The organism is Okeania sp. SIO2B9 (genome assembly GCF_010672505.1).
Taxonomy (GTDB): Bacteria; Cyanobacteriota; Cyanobacteriia; order Cyanobacteriales; family Microcoleaceae; genus Okeania; species Okeania hirsuta.
In genome coordinates, this window is record NZ_JAAHGK010001532.1 from 1 (window position 1) to 1,584 (window position 1,584).

Consider the following 1,584-nt stretch of genomic DNA (forward strand, 5'->3'; position numbering starts at 1 on the left):
TGCTATCAACTTGATATTCCATTTAACTATGCAAAGATTAATAACTATGCTGTAACCAAGGCAAATGGTGATTATTTACTACTTTTAAATAATGATACAGAAGTTAAAACACCAGATTGGATAGAAGCAATGGTAGAGCAAGTACAAAGACCAACAATTGGTGCTGTTGGTGCAAAGTTACTATACCCAGATGATACTATCCAACATTCTGGTGTAGTCGTGGGAATTGGTGATGTGGCAGGCCATAGTCACAAAGGTTCTCCTGACAATACTCCAGGGTATTTTTGTCAGCTAATTACTGTCAATAATTACTCAGCAGTAACAGGAGCTTGTCTAATGTGCAGGCGAGAAGTATATGAGGAAGTTGGTGGACTTGATGAAGAGCTAGTAGTGGCTTATAACGACGTTGATTTGTGTCTGAAAATTCAACAAAAAGGCTATCGTAATATTAACTTACCTCATGTTGTTTTATACCATTACGAGTCCAAGAGTCGTGGATATGAAGACACTCCAGAAAAAAAAGCTCGATATCAGCGAGAGGCAAAAATTATGCAGCAGAGGTGGGGAAAAGTTATTGCACACGATCCTTGTTACAGTCCTAATCTAAGTCAAAAGCGAGAAGATTACTTTATTAAACTAAAGACTTACATTGAGATATCACCCATTTCTTTGCCAAAACATCATCCTGAAGCACTTCTAGGATATAGTATAGATTCACCAACACCCGGAAAACATTTTGACTTAGGTGCAATTTTAATTAGGGGTTGGGTAATTGGTAAAAACTCTCCAGCTCAAACAATTAAGATAGTCTGCAATAGTAATATTCTCAGTGAAATTCCTGTGAATCAGAACAGACCTGACGTTGCCAATGTTTATCAAGTACCTGGAGCTGAAAACAGTGGTTTTGAAACCGAATTAAGATACGTTGAAATACCAGATGAAGGAGAAATTTTTATAAAAACTGTTCTTCAAGATGGAAGTATTTTTTTGCTCGGAAAAATAAAATTTCACCAGTATATGATAAAGTAGGTAGTCAAAATTTAAGTATTGTATTTTTTTTAAGCCGATAGATAACTAATTTTACTTGGCTATTCGATATCAGGAGAAACGAAGAATGGATAATGTTACAGATAAAAGTTCGATAGCTGCCATTATATGTGGTTATGAAAGAGGTGGAACTACTCTAATTTCAGAAATACTTAGGCAATACCCTAATCTATATAGCGGTTTTGAATGTGGTCTTTTGTTGGCAGAAAAGATGCCAGAGTTTTTATCACTTGAACCCTACAACTCCATGACTAAACTAAGTTGGAGAATTAAAGATGATGAATTAGAGTATGTTTGCCAGGCAAATACTTGGTTAGATGCTTATAAAAGATTGAAGGAAAAAACTAGACTGATTACTAAGCAAGAAGGTGCTTTGATATTCGATAAAACGCCCAAGTATATGCAAAAATTATCTCAGGTCTTGGCAAAAGTTCCAGACGTACCATGTATAGTAATTGTCCGAGACCCTAGAGCTGTTTTATGGTCTTGGGCTAAAAGATCGGGGCTAGGGGTACAAAAGTGGGTCAAGGAGCATCT

2 protein-coding genes are annotated in these 1,584 nt (G+C 36.3%); both read left to right on the forward strand.

The genetic code is table 11. The features are described 5' to 3' along the window. A partial coding sequence (locus F6K13_RS32345; RefSeq protein WP_287289792.1) for a glycosyltransferase family 2 protein occupies window positions 1-1,029 on the forward strand: 1,029 nt, incomplete at its 5' end. Between the two features lie 85 nt (window positions 1,030-1,114). Then, window positions 1,115-1,584, forward strand: a 470-nt coding sequence (locus F6K13_RS32350) for a sulfotransferase (protein WP_287289794.1), incomplete at its 3' end; no start/stop codon positions are given.